Genomic DNA, 14223 nt, shown 5'->3' with positions numbered 1-14223 from the left:
CTTCCCGGACGGTCGGGGTTGGGTGGCTGTGATGTCGCTGTGTTCTCGTCGAGGGGGTCAGCAGACTCGATCAGGGTCGATTGGGATGAGACGCGAAGGCGGTCAGGTCAGGGCGGCCGAAGCCGGCCGGCGGGGTAGCGTCGGACACGTCGAGGTCTTTCGGATGGATGGCGTAGGAACCTCCGTCGTCGGGAGACCTCGACGTCTATCTGCGGACCGACGCGCCCGGCCGACCTACACCCTCATCTGGGAAGAGCCCGTTAGCCGTCGGCACTGACAAAAGCACCGATTTTGGCGATTGGCTTGGATGTGCGGCACTGGCGGCCCGGGTTGATGGGGCTGGCAGGGTAATCGGGGTCAGCCGGCTTCGACGGCCTCGCGCGCGATCACGGTGTCGTAGAGGCCGAAGTGCCGCAGGCCCTCGTGACTCTCGATGCCTGTGTAGGACAGCGACGCATCTTCGTACCGGCGGAAAGCGAAGACTGCCTGGTTCATGTGCGATGAGTTGAACACGTTGAGCGACACAAGCAGGTTGAAGTCCTCGACCGTGAGGCCGGTGACGGTCTTGAACAGGTCCGGCTCGAGCTTGGTAATGACGTCCTTGAGGGTGTTCTCCCGGAAGTCGGTGAGGTACATGAAGGCGGGGATCCGGGTGGCGAACTTGATCAGCTTCTCCTGGATCTGCTTCCGCTTGGATTTGTACTCCTTCTCCTCCTCGGTGAGTTCCTTCTTCTCTATCGGCGTGATGTCGTCGCCCTTGCTCTTCTTCGTCTCCTTGACCTTCTCCGACTTGTTGATGACAGTCTCGAAGACGTCCGATCCCAACGCTCTGAACCCCTCGATGTTCATGATCGCCGCCATCGCCTTGGGGTCATTCATGATTCGGCGCAGGGTGTCGTTGTCGACGTTGACCAATAGCGCCGACTCCCACTTGCGGGCCAGCAGGGTCGCGCTGGTACCCGCCATGGCGATGTCGAGGATTTCCCCTGCGTCTACTGGCTTCATGTGCGAGCCGTCGTAGGCCAGCACCGGTAAGAACTCTACGAGCTCTTTTACCGCGTCCTCGGGGTTCGCCGCATCAGGCGACAGCCCGCCGCCATACTCGGCGATCTGGCGCAGCGCCCGGGTCGGTGCGAAGTCGAAGACAAAGCAGACGGGCTTGAGAATCTCCTCAGCGTTCGGGTTGTCACCTTCGGGGTTCTTGATGGACCAAGGTGACTGGACCCGGAACGCGGCTTGGAAGTAGGTCTCCGGCGAGTTGAGGTTGCGCAGCATCAGCATTGAGGACCACTGCGGCACCGTCACGCCGGTTGTCAGTTTGCCGCACGACAGGGTGATCGTCTTTGAGTCGTGGCCGCCGCCGATGGCGTTCCTAACGGGCGGCAGCGCCTGAAGGCCGACGCCGGCGCCAGCGCCGGCAACGGTGAGCACCTCGTAGTCGTGCCAGAAGGTGTTCTGTTTCTCGCCCAGCAGGTTCGCCATCGCGTGGCACGACGCCACCGTTGGCAGGAACCAGAAGCTGTGGTTCAGGTAGGGCAGCAGGCGAACGTCTGAGTAGGGGAGCGCCGGTTTCTGTGCGCCCAACTTCAGCGCATCGTGGTTCGCGAACGATCCGGAGCCCCGAATGATGTCGAGCCACTTCTGGACCTCGTCCTTGTGCTTGAAGGACGCATCTGGTCCCGTCCCTGTGGCCGAGAAGAACTCGCCCAAGTCGAACTCGTCGAACTCGCCCTGGCTTGCGATCGCGATGAGCTCGTCAGGCATCTTGTAGGTCAGCAGCCGCATCTCCGGCAGTGCCGCATACGGGTTCTTCGCCCCCGGGTGCTGCTCCGACCAGCGTCGCTTGGCTCGCTGCTCATCGGAGTAGGTCCAGTTGTAGATCTGCTCCTCGATGAACTCGCCTGTCGCCAATGCCTTGAAAGGGGTGCCCGAGAGGTACAGGTAGGCCTTGGTCGTAATCGGCAGAAACTCCGCCTCGGGCTCGCCCAACTCGTCGAGTTCCTCGTTGAAGCCCTCGAGGTCCGGATTGAACTCGGCCTTGAGCTCCTTCTTGGCCTCGGAGTCGTCCTCGCCTTCGAACAACTCCTTGGCGTTGTCACGCCACGCTCCGAAGTGGTACTCGTCGAAGACGACGAGGTCCCAGTTGGTCTCGTGCAGCCAAGTGTTCTTCGCCTTGATGTTGCCGAGTTTGTCCTTGCCCAGCAGGTCTTGGAACGAGCCGAAGTAGACCAGTGGGCGCCTCTTGTCGGCCTTGGTCGGGTCAGTGCCTGAGGCCTTCGAGAGGTACTGCCAGCCGTCGAAGTCCGCGTGCGACTCCAGATCCTGCTGCCAGGCATCCTCGACCGCTGGCTTGAACGTCACGACCAGCACCTTTGTCGCGCCCAGCTTCTTCGCCAGTTGGTAGGTGGCAAACGTCTTGCCGAACCGCATCTTCGCGTTCCACAGGAAGCGGGGGACCGCATGCATGTCCTCCTTCCAGATCGAGTGGAAGTAGGCGTGGGTCTTTGTCACGGCAGCCTTTTGCTCAGGCCGCATCCCGAATGTCTCATGGTGCGTGCCGGACAACCTGAGCCCCAGCTGGAGCTCCGTGATGCACGCCTTCACATCCGCAGGGTCGCAGCGCATCCACTCACGCGACGACCCGATCTGGACGTTCTCGAAACCCTTCTCGACCAGCCGCCGTCGAACCTCGGAGTCTCGAAAGGTGCTGCCGTCCTCGCGTTCGGCCGGTTCGTCGACGTGCAGCGTGTAGGCCTGCTGCATCTGCCCCTGCGACTGCTTGATCCGGGCGTTGACGTCGGCTTTTGTCGTTTGGCCGACCTTGACCAGTCCTGCGTAGGTGGCTGGCGGGTCGGTGGGCGTCCAAGCGTAGATCCGGAGCTGCGCCCCGGGCTTCTCGGGAAAGAGCTCCTCGTTGGGCCTAGTCATTGCTTGGCTTCCCGGCCTCCATCGGCTTAATGAAGGACTCTATGAAGGTGCGCTCCTCGTCAGTGATGCCGTATCGCTCATAGAGTTCAGAGTCCGTCCACACGCGATCCCACGTTTGGACCGGCAACCAGCGGTACATAGCCCGGAATACGTGCTGGGCCGGCTTCCGCAGCGAGATGAGGAAGCGCGCCAGACGCGTCCTCAGATAAGACTCGACGCTCTCAGCCTCCTCACGAGATGCGAAAGGCCCGCAGGTCAGGTAGGTCTGCGTACATGCGGAAGCGGGCTCGCCGATGATTGGTGGGCCCAGCACGACATCGATGCCGGTCTTTTCGCGCTCTCGGCCGGAGCCCGCGACAGGCAGGTATAGCTTCCAGGCGTCGATCAGATGGAGGTTCTTTTTGATCGCCGAGCGAGCCACGGCACCGTTCACACGCTTTGTGCCCACGTTGGCGTATAGCCGGACGGCCCCATCGCCTGGATCGAGACCCGGTTGATAGTCCTTGAAGTTCGTCGCGAGCCCAAAGGGGGTGTCTCCACTCACCAGGCCCTCGAATGACTCCTCCGCAGCGGCCAGCACCTTGTGGACGATGCCTACAGCCCGTGGATCCCGGACGAAGATCTCAAACTCATCCAGTTCGCGCTGTACGGGACCAATTGCCTCTCCACCACGGTGATAAGTGCACTCGCAGAGCCCTTCGTGGTCGCGATTCCAGAGGAAGTAGCAGATGCCTCCGCCGATGCCAACGGTGGGGAAGGCGTCCTTCGCGTTCTCAAAGTCCACCAGCGTCCGCACTCGTCGGTCCGCGAGAAACTCTTGCCTGAAGTCACCCAATCCGCGCCCTCCAGCCATGAACCGAGAAGGAATCACCATGCTAAGAAGTCGTGGTTGAAGATCTTTTGCCTGGTTCACGAAGAGCTGGTAGATCGGTGAGTCGTTCGTGCCCCCGCCCCCGCCCGTCATCTGATAGGGAGGGTTGCCGATGATGACGTCGAACTGCATGTCTGCTCCGAACAGCTCCGAGATAAGAGCCTTGATGTTGTCGGTGTGTATGAAGGCGTAAGCGTGAGACTCAAGACTGTCGCCGCGATCCATTGCCAGTCGGCTGGCACCGCAGTATCTGCACTTACCGTTCGTGAACTTCTTGACGCTGTTGCCGTCGTCATCTGCGGTAAGCACCCATTCACTCCCGCCCTCCCAGGTGTGCTCGCGCCGCTCGAACCAGACATTGCCTTCCGCGGTGTCGAACGATTGGGCCACAGAGTGCTCACCGTTCGCCCACTTCGAGCAGTACAAGCTTCGTCGTGCAAGAAGGCTTGTGAGTTCCGTAATCCCGATGGCAAAGACCTGCTGTGTGAGGATGTGATCTACGCGCTTCTCGAGGTCGGGGATCTGCTCCTCCAAGCCGTCGACGAGCCGCTGGGTGATTTCGCGGAGGAAAACGCCGGACTTCGTGAAAGGGTCGAGGAATCGGACGGTGCGGTCGGCCCAGATCGACGCTCCGCCGTTCGCCTCAGCCCAAGCGGCAGCGACGTGGTCGAGCATCCGGTTGGCGAAGTCTGGGGGAGTGAAGACCTCGTCGTTCGACAAGTTGGCGATGCACGTGAGGACGTCCGGGTTCCGGTTACTCAGGCTGAACGTCAGCTGCTCGCTCATGACACCTCTCCGGCCAGGTCGGCGATCGTGAGGGCGCCATGGTCCCGGGTTGGGGTGAAGATCTCGTGCTTGCCCAGGTCGGCAAACAAGGTGTCTCCTTCGCCGAAGGTCGAGGCCTGAGTCATGGCGTCGAAGCGGAAGTCTCTGCGGTGGAAGCGGCCATTGCCGAGATAGGCCCACTCAGCGAAGGCGATCGGGCCCAGCGGCGATGTCCTAGTCTGCATGGAGAGCGCATCACCGTGGACGATGTTCACTGCCAACACTGCTTCGGCAGCTCGTGCGAGGCCCTCATTCAGGTCCAGGCCCATGTGCGTGACGAAGAGCTCCAGGAGGTTTCCGCGGCACTCGGCGACGTTGTCGTCCAGCAGCTCGATTCCGTAGATCGACATCAGCGCCAGTAGAGCGTGATGCCTGCGCTCGAAGTCGGAGCCCCGGTAGAGGCGGTCCACGGCGCCCAGTTTGCGCCGCAACACTGGCACCAAGAAGTTGCCCGAGCCGCACGCCGGCTCCAGGAACCGTGAGTCGATCCGATCGGCCTCGGAGCCCACCAGGTTGATCATCGACTCGACCAGCTCGGGTGGGGTGAACACCTCGCCGTGGTCCGCCACCCTCTGTTTCGACTTCACCAAGTTCACAACGTCAGCCTATGTTCGAGTCCGGACGACAGCGAGCACGTCGGTGATTCGCGCCAGTGTCGTGCGCGCGGATTCGTCCTGCGGCGCGGTCTGGGTCTGTTGCGTGCTACAACTCCTCGAAGAAGTCCTCGTCCAGTTTCATCAGAGTTGCGACGTACCCCTCTTGGACACCAACGGCGTGCTTGATCATGAGTCGCGCAAGTTCATCCCCGTCTATTGGGATGATTCGTACGCCGACCCGGTCTGCGTATTCGAGCGCCTCTCCAGTGAATCGGCAGGTGGTCATGAAGACTCCACGATCGGCCTGTTGACCTTGGAGCGCACCAACAAACGCCTGCATAGCAGGGCGACCGACGGTGCGGTCTCGGTCATACCGTTTGGCCTGGACATAGATTCGGTCGAGTCCCAGCGGATCCTGACTGATCACTCCGTCGATACCGGCATCACCAGTCGCGGCCGTCGACTCAATCTTTCCGGAAGCCCCGTACTTCATGGCCCCAAGCAGACGCAGCACGAGCGTTTCGAACGCAAGGGGTGTCAGTTCCATGATTCGGTCGAGCAGGTCCCCAGTGAGGGCGGCGTGGACGGTGTCCACGGTCCTCGCGATGGTCTCCTCCGGAGTGCTGCCGCGATCCGGGCCGAGTCCTGAGGAGTCCTGATCGTCGGGGCCTGTCGGTTCATCCCGTGTCGTGCGTCGGCTGCGCTGACGGAAGGCTTGGAACTCCTCGAACTGCTCGAGATCCTTCCTCGAAATGGGCCCGATCACGGAGCGCAGCAGTTCTCGCCCGCGATCGGTGATCTCGGCAACCGCGCGCCGAGGCCTAGTGACTGCCCCGGCCTGCACGAGGTAGGTGATGGCCCAACCCACGCGGTTGACGTAGACGGCTTGTCCGCTGTCGATCGTGATGCTGCGCTCCGCGTCAGAGAGGTCCATGGAGTCAGCGACGAGCTCGGAGATCTCACGGAACGGAAGGGCGCCGCGTCCCTCAAGTAGTTCCAGCGCGGGGCGCATCATCGCTTCATACGTCGGAACTGCCATGCCACTGTCTCCAAGGTGCGATGCCGGGTGTCCCGAGAGTATCCGGAGCGGCCTCAAGCCGGGGCAGCCACAAGGGTCGAGCGAACTTGCGTCAGACCCGAAGTCTCGAGGTTCCAATATTCAGGCGCTCGTTCCAACACCCTCTCGGCTCGTGCCCCAACCTCGTCGTGATCCTCATGAGTGATCGTCAAGATTCAGGAGGAGCCATGACAGTTCAGACGGACCGGGTTGTGCTCACCGTTGAGGAGGCCGCTGAGCGATTGGGCGTGGGACGCACACTTGTCTATGCCCTCGTTAAGAGCGGCGAGATCGAGTCGATCTCGATCGGGCGCCTGCGGCGCATCCCTTGCGACGCGCTCGATGACTTCGTGACGAGGCTGCGCCAGCTCGCCCACGGGGTAGAGGCCAAGGACGATTCGCGGAGCGTCTGATGGAGGGAGAGCGCCGCACGCGTCAGCCCAGCGGCAGGTCGTCGATCTACCTGGGCAAGGACGGCTACTGGCATGGCCGCGTCACCGTCGGCATCCGCGACGACGGGAAGCCGGACCGGCGCCATGTGATGGGCAAGTCCAAGGCGACCATCGCCACCAAGGTCCGCAAACTGGAGAAGCTGCGAGACGAGCGCACGGTGCCCGAGGCTGGCGCCCGCTGGACCGTAGAGACCTGGCTCGTGCACTGGCTCGACAAGATCGTCACCGGACACGTCAAGGCAACCACTCTGTCCGCCTACAACGTCGCGGTCCACAAGCACCTCATTCCGGGGATCGGCCCGCACCGCCTCGATCGGCTCGAGCCTGAGCACCTGGAGTCCCTCTACCGGCGCATGCTGACTCAGCCCACGAAATTCGGAAGCGAGACGAAACCAGCGACGGTCCACCAGGTCCACCGCACCATCCGTACCGCGCTCAACGAGGCAGTCCGCCGCGGCCACCTCCCCCGCAACCCGGCTTCCATCGCCCGCGCACCGCGTGTCGTCCCGCCGGAGATCGAGCCCTTCACGGTCGATGAGATCCGTCGGCTCTTCCTGGCAGCAGCACAGTCACGCAACGGAGTCCGCTGGGTCTTCGCCCTCGCCCTCGGGCTGCGCCAGGGCGAGGCGCTCGGGCTGAAGTGGACCGACATCGACCTCACGAACGGCGTTCTGATCGCCCGACGCTCCCTGCTGCGCCCGAAGTACGCCCACGGCTGCGGAGGCACGTGCGGACAGAAGCACCCCGGCTATTGCCCGCAGCGCATCCGGACCAATCCCGAGACCGACACGACGAAGTCCCGCGCCGGCAACCGCCAGGTCGGGCTTCCACCCCAGCTCGTCACCCTCCTGCAGCACCATAAGCGCGTCCAGCAGCAGGAGCATGAGCACGCCGGCAACCTGTGGCACGAGGGCGGCTGGGTCTTCACGACGGAGACCGGCGACCCGATCAGCCCTCGCACGGACTGGTCGCACTGGAAGGCCTTGCTCAAACAGGCCGGGATCCGTGACGGTCGTCTCCACGACGCCCGCCACACGGCAGCCACTGTCCTTCTCATGCTGGGCGTCAGCCAGCCCACGATGATGAGCATCATGGGCTGGTCGAACCCTGCCATGGCACAGCGTTATGCCCACGTTGTCGCGCCCATCCGCGACGCCGTCGCGCTGCAGGTCGGCGGGCTGCTGTGGCCCGAGCTCGAACCCCCGATGGAGAAGGGCTCAGAACTCGAATGAGACTAGGAATGAGACTAGGCACGAAAACGCCGGTCCAGGCCGTGAGGCCCGGACCGGCGTTTCCGCTGGTGATTGGCGGTGGCGGTGGGATTTGAACCCACGGTGGGCTTGCACCCACACACGCTTTCGAGGCGTGCTCCTTAGGCCGCTCGGACACACCACCGCGAAGCACAATACGCAACCAGACCTCAGGAGCGAAATCGAGCAGCCAACCCGCGCGTGACCGAGAGGCTGCGACGAAGGCGAGCACCCGGCATACGGGAAGGCAACCGGAGGGAACATGAAGGGTCCGGAGGGAAATGAACCCTCCGGACCCACCAGGCGCCCTCATGGGGAGCAAAAGTTGGGGCAGCGCCCGCGGTCAGGATTTCGTGGTGAGCATCTGCTCCATCGTCGTGATCTCACCGGTCTGAGCGGCCTTCATCGCGCGCGCCAGTGTCACGACCTCCTGCTGATCCGAGCGCGCGAGAACGGCATCGGCCATCTCGACGCCGCCACGGTGGTGGTCGATCATGAGCGCCAAGAAGTACCTGTCCGCATCGACCCCGCGCGCCGCCGTGAGCCGCTCCAGGTCCTTGGGCGAGGCCATGCCGGGCATGGGCACCGCGTCACCCGACGCGGACGTGGAGCCATGGTGGTCCGAGCCCATCCACGCCATCGGTGGCTGCGAACTCGTCGGCTTCAGCCCCCAGAGCCTCAGCCAGGCGAACATCTGGCCCGACTGGTGCTGCTGGCTCGTCGCGATGTCGTTGGCGAACGTACGGATCGCCGGGTCCTCGGTGCGCTCCGCCACCAGCAGCGACATCTGCACCGCCTGCCCGTGGTGGGTGGACATGTCCCGTGCGAAACCCGCCTCGGCAGACCCGTCGAGGGGGAAGCCGGATCGACCGAACACGGCCCACCCGAGCACCAGCCCAGCGAGCAGCGACACCACGCCGAGGAGCACAGCGAGACCGACGACCTCACCCCGCGAGCGGGATGAGGTCGTCGGGTCGTTCACGAGGGTGTCGGTCACGAGGCCGACGGCGAGGGGCTCGCGGAGGGAGCCGCGGGCGTGGCCGAGCCGCTCGGCGTGGCAGCCGGGCTGGCAGGCAGCTGCGGCGTCGCGTTCTGGTCGGTCCCGTCGGTGCCGTTGGTGCAGAGAGCGCCGGGCTCGGGCGTGTCCGGACCCTGGATGTACTCGTCCACGAACTCCTCGAGGCGCGGGTCGTCGGCCCCGGTGAGCTGGATCTGGTGGCCCCAGGTGGAGGCGACGACAGGAGTCGGCAGGCCCTCGTAGGGGGACAGCACGACGTAGGTGTCCGGGAGGACGTCCTTGAGCTTCTCGACGTCGGCCTCGGGGAGGTCGGGCTGGTAGGTCACCCACACCGCGCCGTGCTCCAACGAGTGGACGGCGTTCTCCTTCGGGACCGGCGAGTCATAGACGCCACAGTTGAGCCAGACGGGGTTGTGCTCGCCGCCGACGGGCGGGTTCTCCTTGTAGGTCACCGGCTCCTGCGTGTGGGTTCCGCCCTCGTATGGGGTCGACTTGACCGCGTCGAGGCTCGGCGTGTTCGCCCGGTCACGAATGACCGCAAACGCCACAGAGCCGACGATGAGGGCGATCGCGACGGCAGCCGCTCCCCAGATCGCCAAGAGGCGTGCTCGGTCCTTCTTCTGCTGTTCCTTGCGCATCTGCGCCACACGGTCGGACGCGTTGCGCTGGCTCGCGCGCGCCTTCTTGCTGCCACTCCCGGACGGGGCCACGACACACTCCTGAAAGTTCGATCGATGTCGAGAGATTGTCACCCATATCTCTGTGTGTTTGCTGAGGCAGTCCGGGTCAAGCCACCCAATGCCTCGTCGCGGCCGCCCACGTGGCCGCGATCAGGAGCGCGGCAGACAGACCGAGCGCCACGGCATACACGCGCTTGTATGCCGTGGACTCGCGCATCGTTGCGACCGCGAGATACGCGGGGAACCAGGTCAGGGCGTAGCGGGGGGCTGACACCCACAGGGTCGAACAGAGGACCACCCCCACGGTGAGGGAGAGATAGGTCAGTTCGGGCCAGCGCCGTTGTCGCAGAAGGAGAATGCAGGCCGCGACACCGAGCAGCACCGCCACGATGTCGCCGGCACGGCTCGCCGCCAGCCACACATTGGGGCTGTCGAGCAGGGACTGCCAGGCCGACACCAAGCCTTCCCACGGCCACGCCGTCGACCGGTCCCACCCACGCTCCTCGGCCTCGCGCCACGCGTCCCACGAGCCGGTGAGGGACTCGAGGTGCGCCATGTAGGCGCCGACGCTGATCGCCGGAAAGCCGAGGGCGAGAACGTCGAGGCGCGGACGGGGTCGGCCGTCCTTGTGCCACTGCACGGCATACATGACGACGAGGCCGGCGGCGAGGAACAGCCCGTTGACGCGGACACCGGTGGCGAGCGCCGCCATCACGCCCGCCCACCACCAGTGGCGCCGCGTCGCGAGCAGCCAGGCGCCGAGCGCGAGCGCGAGGAAGAGGGCCTCGGTGTAGACGGCAACGAGGAAGAAGCCGGCGGGTGCGACGGCGAGCAGGGTGACGGCCCGGCGAGCCGCGCCGTCACCGCCACGTGCGTCCTCGGCCACAAGGGTCCACAGCAGGGCAGCGGCCACACCACTTGCGAGGACGGTGACGAGCAGGCCGGCGCCCGTCACGCTCCCGCCAAGGATGGGTGCGAGCGCAGCCATGGCGAGCGGATAACCCGGGAAGAACGCCTGGTCGCAGCAGTCCAGGCCCGGTGGGAGGTAGCCGAGCGTGGCGATGCGGACGAAGTGATAGCTGTCCCACGCCGAGAACCGGTCGAGCCACCACACGCCGGTGGCCCATTCGTGAGCCACGGCGCCCTGTCCGGCGATGGCCGCCATGAGCAGGACGGTGAGTCCGAGGAGGACACGGGAGGCAAGGAAGGCCACGCCGGCTCGAATCGCCGGGCGGGCGCCAAGAGGCGCTTCGGACACTCTCAGCCCGCGTTCGACGTCGGTGAGGTCGTGGGGGAGGCGCACATCGGCTTGCCCGTCGGGGTCGGTGTCTTCCCCAGGTCCGTGAAGCCGACCCCGAGGACGAGGTCGACCGTGGCGTCCTTGCGCTTGTCGGCGACCTGCGCCGTGCCCTTGCCACCGAGAGGCGTGAGCAGAGCCGCGCGGTCCTTCCCGGCCGGGCCGTGGCGCACCTCGACGACCTTGACGCTGCGCTTGAGCGGGTCGTTGGCGATCTTGCCGATGGCGAAGCCCCGCTGCTTCAGCTGGGTGGCCGTGCGTGCCGCCAGGCCGTTCTTGTTCGAGGCGTTGTAGACGTTGACGGTCGTGTTCGCCGGCACCGCGACCTTGGGGTCGAAGGGACGGCAGGCCGACGCACCGACGTTGGTCTCGTCGCCGCCGGACGCCCGGTAGTAGGAGAAGGCGTACCAGAAGGCGAAGAAGAGCATGAGGAGCGCCACGAGGATGGTCGCCGTAGCGCGCTTCTGCTGCTGGCGGTGTCGCACCTCATAGGTCAGTTCGCGCTCGGACACGGGTCCCCCTGGACTACTCGATGACGAGGACGCGGGCGTGCAGCGTCGGTCGCTGGTGCAGGGCTGCCCGCAGGGCGCGGTGCAGGCCGTCCTCGAGGTAGAGCGTCCCTTCGAACTCGACGACGTGGGCGAAGAGGTCGCCATAGAACGTCGAGTCCTCCGACAGGAGCATCCCGAGGTCGAGGGTGCGCTTCGTCGTCACGAGGTCGTCGAGCCGCACGAGCCGCGGAGGCACGTTCGACCACTGACGCGTGCTGTATCCGTGCTCGGGATACGGACGCGTGTCGCCGACTGCCTTGAAGATCACGCGGCCACTGTAAGGCGACTGGTCGCGGGATGCGCGGTGGCTCTCGTGTCGTGAGCGCACTGTGACCTGCGGGTGTGGTCCCGAGCACGGATTCCGTATGCCGTCCGCCCACCTCCCGCGCCCGGCGCACTGAATCGCGGGACCGGACGGACCGGTCAGTTGCTGCCGTCGCGAGCCGCGATCCAGGCGCGCACCAGTCCCTGCAACGCCTCCGACTTGGCGTCGAGGTCAGCGCGGTCGGCGATCTGGACGGACCGCCCGGTCTCGCCCTCGCCCGAGAAGATGCCCTGCGGGTCGGGGAGCGACGCGCCCGTGTGGAACATCAGCGTCACGTGCCGGGTGGCCCTGGGGAAGAACGAGGCGACATTGCCCTTGTAGACGAACGTCGGAGCCTTCCACTTGATGACCTCGCCGAGCCTGGAGTCGGCAGCGAGCATCACGTTGCGCACGGCCTGCACGAGGTCCTTCTGCGGGTTCTCGTAGGTCGCAAACCACGCATCGACGTCCGGATTCCGGTTGGTCACGATCGTGATCCTAGGGGCGCGCGCCTTCGCTGCCCAGCCGCACTAGAGTGCCGAGGGTGACCGAGAACGTGACGCCCGAGCAGCCCGCCACCGACGCCACCGCAGCCCCGGCCGAGACGCCTGCGGCGCCAGAGGCGGCGCCGGCCGAGACGCCGGCGGCCGAGGCGCCCGTAGCCGAGCCCACGCCGGCCGAGACGCCCGCCGAGGGGAACGCCCACCTCGACGAGATTCGCGCGGGTTACACCTTCGAAGGTCCCGCGCTCAACTTCGGTGCGGCAGTCATCGACGACACGGCGCACCCCGACACCCAGGTGCAGATCCCGCTGGCCGTCCTCAACCGGCACGGCCTCGTCGCCGGCGCCACCGGCACGGGCAAGACGAAGACCCTGCAGTTCATGGCCGAGCAGCTCAGCGGCCAGGGCGTTCCCGTCTTCCTCGCCGACATCAAGGGCGACCTCTCCGGCCTCGCCAGCCCGGGTGAGTCGAATGAGAAGTTGGCCAGTCGCGCAACGTCGATCGGGCAGGACTGGCAGCCCACGGCATACCCGACCGAGTTCCTCTCGCTCGGCGGTCAGGGCAAGGGTGTCCCGATCCGCGCGACGATGACCGACTTCGGGCCGACGCTGCTCGCCAAGGTGCTGGGGCTCAACGACACCCAGGAGTCCAGCCTCGGGCTGGTCTTCCACTACGCCGACAAGAACGGCCTCGCGCTCCTCGATCTCAAGGACCTCCGGGCGGTGATCCAGCACCTCGTGAGCGACGAGGGCAAGCCCGAGCTCAAGGCCCTCGGTGGCCTGTCGTCCGCGACCGCCGGTGTCATCCTGCGTGAGCTGATCGCGTTCGAGGATCAGGGCGCTGACGTGTTCTTCGGTGAGCCGGCCTTCGAGACGAGCGACCTCATCCGCACCGCTGCCGACGGCAAGGGCCTCATCACGTGCCTCGAGCTGCCCGGCGTGCAGGACCGGCCGGCGCTGTTCTCGACGTTCCTCATGTGGATGCTGGCCGACCTGTTCCAGGACCTGCCCGAGGTCGGCGACGTCGACAAGCCCAAGCTCGTGTTCTTCTTCGACGAGGCGCACCTGCTCTTCGCCGACGCGAGCAAGGCGTTCCAGGATTCCATCGAGCAGACGGTCCGCCTCATCCGCTCCAAGGGCGTCGGCGTCTTCTTCGTGACACAGTCCCCGCGCGACGTCCCGGCCGGGGTGCTGGGCCAGCTCGGCAACCGCGTGCAGCACGCCCTGCGAGCGTTCACCCCGGATGACGCCAAGGCCATGAAGTCGGCGGTCAAGACCTACCCGCACACGCAGTACGACCTCGAGAAGCTCCTCACGTCGCTCGGCACCGGTGAAGCCGTCGTGACGGTTCTTTCCGAGAAGGGTGCTCCGACACCCGTGGCCTGGACCCGCATGCGCGCGCCGCAGTCACTCATGGCTCCGTCGGCCGATGCGGTCATCGACCAGACGATCGCCGGGTCGGCGATCGCGTCGAAGTACGCCGCGGTCGCCGATCGCGAGTCGGCCTACGAGAAGCTCGCGGCACGCGTCGCGGCGACGACTCCGCCCGCCGGGGGTGCGCCGCAGGAGACGCCCGACCCGACGCCCGCCAAGAAGACAGCGGCACCGAAGGAGGACCCCGGCCTGGTCGAGCAGGTCGTGAAGTCGAGCGCCTTCCGGTCGGCTCTCCGCTCAGCGGGCACGGTCATCGGCCGCGAGATCACCCGCTCGATCTTCGGCACCCGCAAGCGCTGACCCCGAGCCAGCCGACCAGCGGGCCGAGCGAGCCGACCAGCGGGCCGAGCGAGCCGACCAGCGGGCCGAGCGAGCCGACCAGCGGGCCGAGCGAGCCAACGGTTGCTGAGCGCACCACCCACGGGTGGTGCGCTCACCCATTGGTGCATCGCTCATCG

The 14223-nt window shown here is 65.6% G+C and carries 13 protein-coding genes and 1 tRNA gene; 3 read left to right on the top strand and 11 right to left on the bottom strand.

What is annotated here, in order from left to right:
• Positions 1-357: 357 nt before the first annotated feature.
• The 4 genes from N802_RS17585 to N802_RS17570 form a co-directional block, all read right to left on the bottom strand.
• Positions 358-2928, bottom strand: a complete 2571-nt coding sequence (locus tag N802_RS17585) for a DEAD/DEAH box helicase family protein (RefSeq protein ID WP_035918912.1) — start codon at positions 2926-2928, stop codon at positions 358-360.
• Positions 2921-4585 (bottom strand): Eco57I restriction-modification methylase domain-containing protein, encoded by a 1665-nt coding sequence (locus N802_RS17580; protein ID WP_035918910.1) that lies wholly within the window; start codon positions 4583-4585, stop codon positions 2921-2923. The genes N802_RS17585 and N802_RS17580 overlap by 8 nt, the downstream gene beginning before the upstream one ends.
• The gene (locus tag N802_RS17575; protein ID WP_035918908.1) at positions 4582-5220 is read right to left on the bottom strand and encodes an N-6 DNA methylase; all 639 of its coding nucleotides are present in this window, start codon (positions 5218-5220) and stop codon (positions 4582-4584) included. Before N802_RS17575 ends, N802_RS17580 begins: the two co-directional genes overlap by 4 nt.
• 106 nt (positions 5221-5326) lie before the next feature.
• Entirely contained in the window at positions 5327-6259 is a 933-nt protein-coding gene (locus tag N802_RS17570; protein ID WP_035918905.1) for a restriction endonuclease, read from the bottom strand.
• A 206-nt stretch (positions 6260-6465) separates the two neighbouring features.
• On the opposite strand from N802_RS17570, the gene N802_RS17565 reads away from it, so the two are divergent.
• Positions 6466-6690 (top strand): helix-turn-helix domain-containing protein, encoded by a 225-nt coding sequence (locus tag N802_RS17565; RefSeq protein WP_035918903.1) that lies wholly within the window; start codon positions 6466-6468, stop codon positions 6688-6690.
• Entirely contained in the window at positions 6690-7961 is a 1272-nt protein-coding gene (locus N802_RS17560; protein ID WP_084072324.1) for a tyrosine-type recombinase/integrase, read from the top strand. Before N802_RS17565 ends, N802_RS17560 begins: the two co-directional genes overlap by 1 nt.
• A 73-nt stretch (positions 7962-8034) precedes the next feature.
• On the opposite strand, the gene N802_RS17555 is transcribed toward N802_RS17560, so the two are convergent.
• The 7 genes from N802_RS17555 to N802_RS19745 form a co-directional block, all read right to left on the bottom strand.
• Positions 8035-8124: transfer RNA gene (locus tag N802_RS17555), tRNA-Ser, on the bottom strand.
• Positions 8125-8322: 198 nt separating this feature from the next.
• A complete protein-coding gene (locus N802_RS17550; protein WP_035918901.1) occupies positions 8323-8976 on the bottom strand; it encodes a DUF305 domain-containing protein in 654 nt (217 codons plus the stop codon).
• On the bottom strand, positions 8973-9707 hold the full coding sequence (locus tag N802_RS17545; protein WP_035918898.1) for a thioredoxin-like domain-containing protein: 735 nt from the start codon (positions 9705-9707) through the stop codon (positions 8973-8975). The genes N802_RS17550 and N802_RS17545 overlap by 4 nt, the downstream gene beginning before the upstream one ends.
• A gap of 76 nt (positions 9708-9783) precedes the next feature.
• A complete protein-coding gene (locus N802_RS17540) occupies positions 9784-10935 on the bottom strand; it encodes a mannosyltransferase family protein (RefSeq protein WP_169743459.1) in 1152 nt (383 codons plus the stop codon).
• Between the two features lie 2 nt (positions 10936-10937).
• On the bottom strand, positions 10938-11486 hold the full coding sequence (locus N802_RS19750) for a LytR C-terminal domain-containing protein (protein ID WP_052110125.1): 549 nt from the start codon (positions 11484-11486) through the stop codon (positions 10938-10940).
• A 13-nt stretch (positions 11487-11499) separates the two neighbouring features.
• A complete protein-coding gene (locus N802_RS17530; protein ID WP_009776380.1) occupies positions 11500-11793 on the bottom strand; it encodes a type II toxin-antitoxin system VapB family antitoxin in 294 nt (97 codons plus the stop codon).
• Between the two features lie 155 nt (positions 11794-11948).
• Positions 11949-12317, bottom strand: coding sequence for a DUF1801 domain-containing protein (locus N802_RS19745; protein WP_052110124.1), 369 nt, complete (start codon positions 12315-12317; stop codon positions 11949-11951).
• Between the two features lie 56 nt (positions 12318-12373).
• On the opposite strand from N802_RS19745, the gene N802_RS17520 reads away from it, so the two are divergent.
• Positions 12374-14065 carry a helicase HerA-like domain-containing protein gene (locus N802_RS17520; protein ID WP_084072323.1) on the top strand — a complete coding sequence of 564 codons (1692 nt, stop codon included), beginning with the start codon at positions 12374-12376 and terminating at the stop codon, positions 14063-14065.
• Positions 14066-14223 lie beyond the last annotated feature (158 nt).

Source organism: Knoellia sinensis KCTC 19936 (genome assembly GCF_000768705.1).
GTDB lineage: Bacteria > Actinomycetota > Actinomycetes > Actinomycetales > Dermatophilaceae > Knoellia > Knoellia sinensis.
This window is presented reverse-complemented; position numbering and strand designations above follow the sequence as displayed.

What these genes read in the sequence shown, in the direction of transcription:
- N802_RS17585 (WP_035918912.1), bottom strand. Translation starts at nt 2,928, where the DNA reads ATGACTAGGCCCAACGAGGAGCTCTTTCCCGAGAAGCCCGGGGCGCAG.
- N802_RS17580 (WP_035918910.1), bottom strand. Translation starts at nt 4,585, where the DNA reads ATGAGCGAGCAGCTGACGTTCAGCCTGAGTAACCGGAACCCGGACGTC.
- N802_RS17570 (WP_035918905.1), bottom strand. Translation starts at nt 6,259, where the DNA reads ATGGCAGTTCCGACGTATGAAGCGATGATGCGCCCCGCGCTGGAACTA.
- N802_RS17565 (WP_035918903.1), top strand. Translation starts at nt 6,466, where the DNA reads ATGACAGTTCAGACGGACCGGGTTGTGCTCACCGTTGAGGAGGCCGCT.
- N802_RS17560 (WP_084072324.1), top strand. Translation starts at nt 6,690, where the DNA reads ATGGAGGGAGAGCGCCGCACGCGTCAGCCCAGCGGCAGGTCGTCGATC.